Here is a 6,332-nt window from a genome sequence, read left to right on the forward strand (position 1 = left end):
CGGCGACCGCATGCGAGTGGCTGGAGCCGTCATGCCGCACCCGCCCCGACGCGGAGCACCACGCGGATCGTGCCGGGGTCGCGCATGCGACGTAGCCCCTCGTCGATCTGGTCGAACGGCAGCACCTCGGTCACCATGCCGTCGAGGTCGAGACGACCCGACCGGTAGTGGTCCACGAACATGTCGACGTCGCTGAGGAAGCGGTTGGCACCCATGTAGGCGCCCTGGATCCGCCGGTCGCCGTACACGAGGGCGTCGGCGGGGATGCCGATCGTGCGTCCCTCGGGCATGAGACCGAGGACCGTCGCCGTCCCGGCGGGTGCGAGCAGGTCGAAGGCCAGTGCCGCCGTGGCCGGGTTGCCGACGGCCTCGATGGCGTGCGAGACGCCTCCCGGCACGAGGTCGTGCAGCCGGCGGACCACGTCGGCCGGGTCGCCCTGGGAGAGGAGGGTGTCGGTCGCGCCGAAGCGTCGCGCCACCTCGAGCTTCGCCGGCTGGCTGTCCAGGGCCACGATCCGGCGGGCCCCGGCCAGCCGGGCGCCCTGGAGGGCGGCGATCCCGACGCCGCCGCACCCGATGACCGCCACCGTGTCCTCGCTCCTCACCTGGGCACCGTGGACCACCGCCCCGACCCCCGTCGTGACGCAGCAGCCGAGAAGGCAGGCGACGACCGACGGGACGTCGTCCGGCACGATGGCGAGGGAGTCCTCGGAGGCCAGGAAGGCCTCGCCGAACGCGCCCATGTCCGCCAGCGCCTGGACCGGCGTGCCGTCGGGGAGGGCGAACCGCGGGCGGGGGCGGGCACGCACCTCGGCCACGCGGCTGCACTGCGTCGGACGTCCGGCCAGGCAGTGCGGGCACTGTCCGCACGAGGGCGTCACGGTGGCCACCACGCGTTGCCCCACCCGCACCCGGCTGACCTGCGCCCCGACCGCCTCGACGATGCCGGCGACCTCGTGCCCGAGGACGGCCGGCCGGTCGATGCCGAGCGAGCCCTCGACGTAGTGCACGTCGCTGTGGCACAGCCCCACGTGCTCGGTGCGTACGACGACCTCACGGTCGAGCGGATCGTCGAGCAGGACGTCGGTGAGGGTGAGGCGGTCGCTGCCGTCGAGCAGCACGGCGGCGGTGATGGGAAGGGGCATGCGACTACCTCGCGTCAGGGGATGGCGGTGATGGCACCCAGCTCGGCCGCGCCACCGGGGGAGCCGAGCGGGGAGTCGTGGCCGGGCAGGACCTCGAAGAAGAGACGGCGCGCGCGATCCAGGTCGGCGCCGCCGTCGGCGAAGGTGATGGCCTCGACCGGGCACTCCGGCTCGCAGGCGCCGCACTCGATGCACTCGGTGGGGTGGATGTAGAGCTGGTCGCCGGCCTCGTAGATGCAGTCGACGGGGCAGACGTCGACGCACGAGCGGTCCATGCTCGTGGCGCAGACCTCGGAGATGACGTAGGGCATGTCAGTTCCCGTGAGCTGGGCCGGGCCCGGGGTGCGCCCGGAGACCCGGAGCGGTGGAGGCGGCGCGGCGGATCGCCCCGGCGTCGGTCATCACTCGGCGGTGGAGATGAAGACGTTCTTGAGCTCGGTGTAGCCGTCCATGGCGGCCATTCCGAGCTCGCGGCCGAACCCTGACTGCTTGAAGCCGCCGAAGGGTGTCTGCAGCCGCACCGAGGTGCTGGAGTTGACCGAGATCGACCCGGACTCCAGCCCCCTGGCCACCCGGATCGCCCGGCCCAGGTCGCGGGTCCAGATCGACCCGGACAGGCCGAAGATCGTGTCGTTGGCCAGTGCGATCGCATCCTGCTCGTCGTCGAACGGGAGCACCGCCACCACCGGCCCGAAGATCTCCTCGCGCACGATCCGGTGCTCGCGCGGCGGGTCCAGGACCAGGTGCGGAGCCATCCAGTGGCCCGGACCGCTCGGTCCGGGGACCGGGGCGACGATGTCGAGCGCCGGGTCGAGGAAGGACCGCACCTTGTCCAGATGAGGGGCGGAGACGAGCGGGCCCATGGCCGTCGTGGAGTCGAGCGGGTCGCCGACCGTGAACGTCGAGGTCGCGGCGACGAACAAGGCGACGAACTCGTCGTAGACGTCGCGCTGGACCAGCACCCGGCTCCGTGCGCAGCAGTCCTGGCCCGAGTTGCCGAAGACGGCTCCCGTGCTCGCCGAGGCCGCCCTCTCCAGGTCGGCGTCGGCGAACACGACCGCCGCCGACTTGCCGCCCAGCTCCAGGGTGAGCCGCTTCATCGTGCCGGCCGAGGCGCGCATGATCGTCTGGCCGGTCTGGGTCGAGCCGGTGAAGCTGATCTTGCCGACCCCGGGGTGCTCCGTCAGGGCGGCGCCCACGGTCGATCCCGGGCCGTGGACGACCTGGAAGAGCCCGTCGGGAAGATCGACCTGGGCGAAGATCCGCTCCAGCTCGAGCACGGAGAGCGGAGTCAGCTCCGCCGGCTTCACGATGACCGCGTTCCCGCAGGCGAGTGCCGGTGCGATGTTCCACGCGGCGATGACGAGGGGGAAGTTCCACGGTGCGATCACGGTGACGACGCCGATCGGCTCGCGCACCGTGAAGTCGAGTCCGCCGTCCACCGGGATCGTGTCGCCGAAGCTCTTGTCGATGGCTCCCGCGTAGTAGTCGAAGGTGTCGGCCACCATGGCCACCTCGCCGCGGCTGTCGCCGATGGGCTTGCCGACGTTGGCGGTCTCCACCTGCGCGAGGGTCTCCGCGTCGGCACGGATGAGCTCGGCGAGACGGCGGAGCGCCTCGATCCGACGGCGCTGAGGGAGTCCTGCCCACTGCCGCTGTGCGCGCGTCGCCCGCTCGACCACCTCATCGATGCGCTCGACCGGGGTGACGGTCGGCTCTGCGATGACCTCGAGGTTGGACGGGTTGACGATCTGCGACATGGGGGCCTCGGTTCCGACGGTTCGGGTGCGTGGGCGCGGTGGACGGAGCCGATCGCCGCGACGCGCCAACCCTCCGGCGCCCGACGCCGACCATCAATGTGCGCGCTGCACACAGGGTCGCGGCGAGAGTCGCCACGCGGCCCACACCGCCACGTGCGGCGTCGGAGTTGGATGAGCATGCACGATCCGGCGACCAGGACCGCTGTCCGGTTGAGGTCGCAGGGTCGTGGACGACGAGGACGTCGCGGCCGAGGAGACCCGGTCGTGACGAGGTGGGGAGGGTCGGTCGCATGTCCGCCGCCCCACCGCACCGGGCGCGCTACCCGAGCGCGCTCGCGGCGCGGCCTCTCACGACGTTCCGCAGGACGACTCGCTCGCAGGGAGATCGAGTATGACGCAGCAGCCCGTTCGAGACTTCGACTTCCACGGCGAAGCGCTCGACAACATCTTCGAGACCTATCGGGACCTCCGCTCCGAGTGCCCCGTCGGCTGGAGCGATCGCTACGGCGGGTTCTGGTTCTTCACGAAGCACGAGGACATCTTCAACGCGGAGCAGGACTGGCAGACCTACTCCGTCACGCCCTCGATGCTGCTGCCCGATCTCGGCAACGTCGAGCCGATGATCCCCATCGACGTCGACCCGCCTGAGCACACCCACTACCGGCGGATCCTGCTGCCGCTGTTCACCCCGTCCGCGGTCGACGAGCTGACTCCGTTCGTCGTCCAGACCGCTCGTGAGCTCGCGGACGAGGCTCTCAAGCAGGACGTCGTGGACGTCAGCCACACCTATGCGCGCCCGCTCCCCATGATCGTCTTCAGCAGCCTGATCGGCTATCCCCCCGAGGACTGGCACCTGTTCGACCAGTGGATCGACCGGATCTTCGCCCGGGCGGAGGACGCCGAGGACGCGACACGAGCCTCCCAGGAGGTGCACGCGTACCTCGAGGCGCTCGTCGAGCGGCGCCGGAACGAGCCCGAGATCGACGACATCACGGGACGCCTGCTCAAGGCCGAGATCAACGGCCGGCCGATCACTCACGACGAGCTGATGAGCTACCAGTACCTGCTGTTCATCGCCGGTCTCGAGACGACCGCGTGGACCATCAGGGCCGGCCTCTGGCACCTGGCGCGCAACACCGCTGACCAGCAGCGGCTCCGTGAGAACCCCGACCTGATCCCCGCAGCGGTCGAGGAGTTCCTCCGGACGCTGGCACCGGTGCAGGGCATGGCGCGCACGGCGCTCAAGGACGTCGAGGTGCGTGGGTGCCCGATCAAGAAGGGCGATCGGGTGGTGCTCGCCTTCGGCTCGGGTAACCGGGACGAGGATGCCTACGAGGACTCCGACCAGATCGTCATCGACCGGGAGCAGAACCGGCACTTCGCCTTCGGCGTGGGGGTGCACCGGTGCCTGGGCTCCAACCTCGGACGCCGTGAGGTCGTCGTCGCCCTCCGCGAGTTCCTCGCCCGCACTCCGCTCTTCGAGGCGGTGGACCCCACCGAGCAGTGGCACGGCGTCGGTCCGCTTCACATCCGATTCGTCCGAGAGGCTTGATCCGATGAAGGTCCAGGTGGACTCCAGCAAGTGCCAGGGGCACAACCGCTGCATGATCTTCGCCCCCGAGGTCTTCGAGGTGGACGACTACGGATTCGCCAGCGCGCAGCGGGGCGGAGAGGTGCCGGCCGAGCTCGCCGACAAGGCACGCACCGCGGCCGCCAACTGCCCCGAGCTGGCCATCGTCATCTCCGAGGACTGACGTGTCCGACGTCGGCGTCCTGGTCGTCGGGGGTGGCCTCGCAGGCTGCACCGTGGCCAGGGCGCTGGAGGATGCCGGCCGGGGGAGCGACGTCCTCGTCGTCGACCCGGATCCCCACGCTCCCTACGACCGGCCGCCGCTGACCAAGGCCTTCCTGGCCGAGGAGGACCACCTCACCCAGCGGCCGCCGTGGGCGCCCGGTGCCGTGGACTGGCTCGCGGACTGCGTGGTCGCCGTCGACCTCATGGGTCGGGCCGTCCGGCTGGCATCCGGTCGATCGCTCACCGCCGAGACCGTCGTGCTCGCGGCAGGGTCGCTGGCTCGCACGCTGCCGGGCCGTCCCGACCGCGTGATCACGGTGCGGTTCGCGGAGGACGCCCGGCGGGTCAGGGAGCTGCGCAGGTCCGGCGCGTCACGGTTCCTCATCGAGGGCGCCGGGCCCCTCGGACTCGAGCTCGCGTCGACGCTCGCGTCCGACGGCGCCGAGGTCACCGTGGTCGACCCGGCGTCGGCGCCGATGGAGAGACTGCTCGGCGGCGCGCTCGGGGAGGAGGTGTCCGGCTGGGCGCGGGATGCGGGGGTGCGGCTGCTCTTGGACACGAAGATCACGAAGGTGTCCGCCCTCGGCGACGGTGGGCGTGTCGAGGCGGTGCGCAGCACAGGTGCCGCCGAGGTGTTCGACTGCATGATCACGGCGGTCGGCAGCGTGCCCGCCCCCCTCATGCTGATGGGTCCGGCCGGGCCGGTGGGGACCGCGGTCGTCGACCGGCGTCGTCGGCTCGTCGACCTCGACGGCAGGGTCTTCGACGGGATCCTCGCGGCGGGCGACTTCGCCTTCCAGCGCGACGCCGGCGGCTCGCTGGTACGCAGCGAGTCCTGGACCGCGGCCAGGATCGACGGAGAGGCGGTCGCCCGGGAGATCCTCGGCGACGGCGCGGGTCCGGACGAGGTCCCGTACTTCTGGACCCGGCAGTTCGGACGGATGGTCCAGGTGCTGGGCTCCATTCCGTTGGGGGCCGCGCTGCATCTCGTCGCCGAGGTGCCCAAGACCCACGGCGCCCTCTACCAGGCCACGTTCGGTGGCGCAGTCGTCGCCTATGTCGGCGTGAACGCGCAACGTCTGGTGGCCATGCTCCAGACGCAGCCGGGATCCGTCGCGGACTGGGCACCGTCCGAGGGATGATGGCCGAGGGATGATCGTCGAGCCGCACCACTCGTGAAAGGTCCAGCGTTGCCGCGGAAGCAGAGCACGAGCGCGTCGGCCGCCGCCCTGGCCGCCGCGGACGTCGAGATCCTGCACCAGGCGCTGCGGGACGCCGAGCGCCGCGGGGCGCTCCTCAACGAGCTCGTCGAGGCGCTGAACCAGTCGCGCGACGCAGTCTCGCTCCTGCAGCGCTCGGTCGAGGCCGTCGTGCGAGCCATCGACGCAAGCGGTGCATTCGTCTACCTCTGGGACAACGAGGGCGGCCGCTTCGTCCTTCGCTCGGCGACCGAGGGCCATCAGAAGGCCTTCGTCGGGCGGATCTTCCTGCGTCCGGGCGAGGGGCTGGCGGGATGGTCCGCCTTGATGCGGCGTCCGGTGCTGATCGGCGAACAGCTGGCCGAGGATCCGCGCGTGGTGATCTTCCCCGAGCTGCAGGAGAGCGAGTTCCGCTCCTGTCTCATCGTGCCCA

Annotated in this window: 7 protein-coding genes; 4 read left to right on the top strand and 3 right to left on the bottom strand. The window is 71.1% G+C overall.

Annotation, left to right across the window (positions count from 1 at the left end; translation table 11 throughout):
• Window positions 1-29: 29 nt before the first annotated feature.
• From ACFQGU_RS03575 to ACFQGU_RS03585, 3 genes are all read right to left on the bottom strand, one after another.
• Window positions 30-1,145: a zinc-binding dehydrogenase gene (locus ACFQGU_RS03575; RefSeq protein WP_386763989.1), complete on the bottom strand. Its 1,116-nt coding sequence runs from the start codon at window positions 1,143-1,145 to the stop codon at window positions 30-32.
• Between the two features lie 14 nt (window positions 1,146-1,159).
• The gene (locus ACFQGU_RS03580; protein WP_386763990.1) at window positions 1,160-1,456 is read right to left on the bottom strand and encodes an indolepyruvate ferredoxin oxidoreductase subunit alpha; all 297 of its coding nucleotides are present in this window, start codon (window positions 1,454-1,456) and stop codon (window positions 1,160-1,162) included.
• A gap of 90 nt (window positions 1,457-1,546) precedes the next feature.
• A complete protein-coding gene (locus ACFQGU_RS03585) occupies window positions 1,547-2,905 on the bottom strand; it encodes an aldehyde dehydrogenase family protein (RefSeq protein ID WP_386763991.1) in 1,359 nt (452 codons plus the stop codon).
• Between the two features lie 391 nt (window positions 2,906-3,296).
• Here ACFQGU_RS03585 and ACFQGU_RS03590 point away from each other — a divergent pair, with 391 nt between their 5' ends.
• From ACFQGU_RS03590 to ACFQGU_RS03605, 4 genes are all read left to right on the top strand, one after another.
• Window positions 3,297-4,457, top strand: a complete 1,161-nt coding sequence (locus ACFQGU_RS03590; RefSeq protein ID WP_386763992.1) for a cytochrome P450 — start codon at window positions 3,297-3,299, stop codon at window positions 4,455-4,457.
• Window positions 4,458-4,461: 4 nt separating this feature from the next.
• On the top strand, window positions 4,462-4,659 hold the full coding sequence (locus tag ACFQGU_RS03595; RefSeq protein WP_386763993.1) for a ferredoxin: 198 nt from the start codon (window positions 4,462-4,464) through the stop codon (window positions 4,657-4,659).
• A gap of 1 nt (window position 4,660) precedes the next feature.
• Window positions 4,661-5,842, top strand: a complete 1,182-nt coding sequence (locus ACFQGU_RS03600; RefSeq protein ID WP_386763994.1) for an FAD-dependent oxidoreductase — start codon at window positions 4,661-4,663, stop codon at window positions 5,840-5,842.
• A 48-nt stretch (window positions 5,843-5,890) separates the two neighbouring features.
• Window positions 5,891-6,332: GAF domain-containing protein (locus tag ACFQGU_RS03605; protein WP_386763995.1), on the top strand; the 442-nt coding region annotated here is incomplete at its 3' end.

The sequence above is a fragment of the Longivirga aurantiaca genome (assembly GCF_042660085.1).
Classification (GTDB): Bacteria; Actinomycetota; Actinomycetes; order S36-B12; family CAIYMF01; genus Longivirga; species Longivirga aurantiaca.

Bases quoted from the DNA above. Each gene is read 5' to 3' on its own strand.
- ACFQGU_RS03590 (WP_386763992.1), top strand. From the start codon at position 3,297: ATGACGCAGCAGCCCGTTCGAGACTTCGACTTCCACGGCGAAGCGCTC.
- ACFQGU_RS03585 (WP_386763991.1), bottom strand. From the start codon at position 2,905: ATGTCGCAGATCGTCAACCCGTCCAACCTCGAGGTCATCGCAGAGCCG.
- ACFQGU_RS03575 (WP_386763989.1), bottom strand. From the start codon at position 1,145: ATGCCCCTTCCCATCACCGCCGCCGTGCTGCTCGACGGCAGCGACCGC.
- ACFQGU_RS03595 (WP_386763993.1), top strand. From the start codon at position 4,462: ATGAAGGTCCAGGTGGACTCCAGCAAGTGCCAGGGGCACAACCGCTGC.
- ACFQGU_RS03580 (WP_386763990.1), bottom strand. From the start codon at position 1,456: ATGCCCTACGTCATCTCCGAGGTCTGCGCCACGAGCATGGACCGCTCG.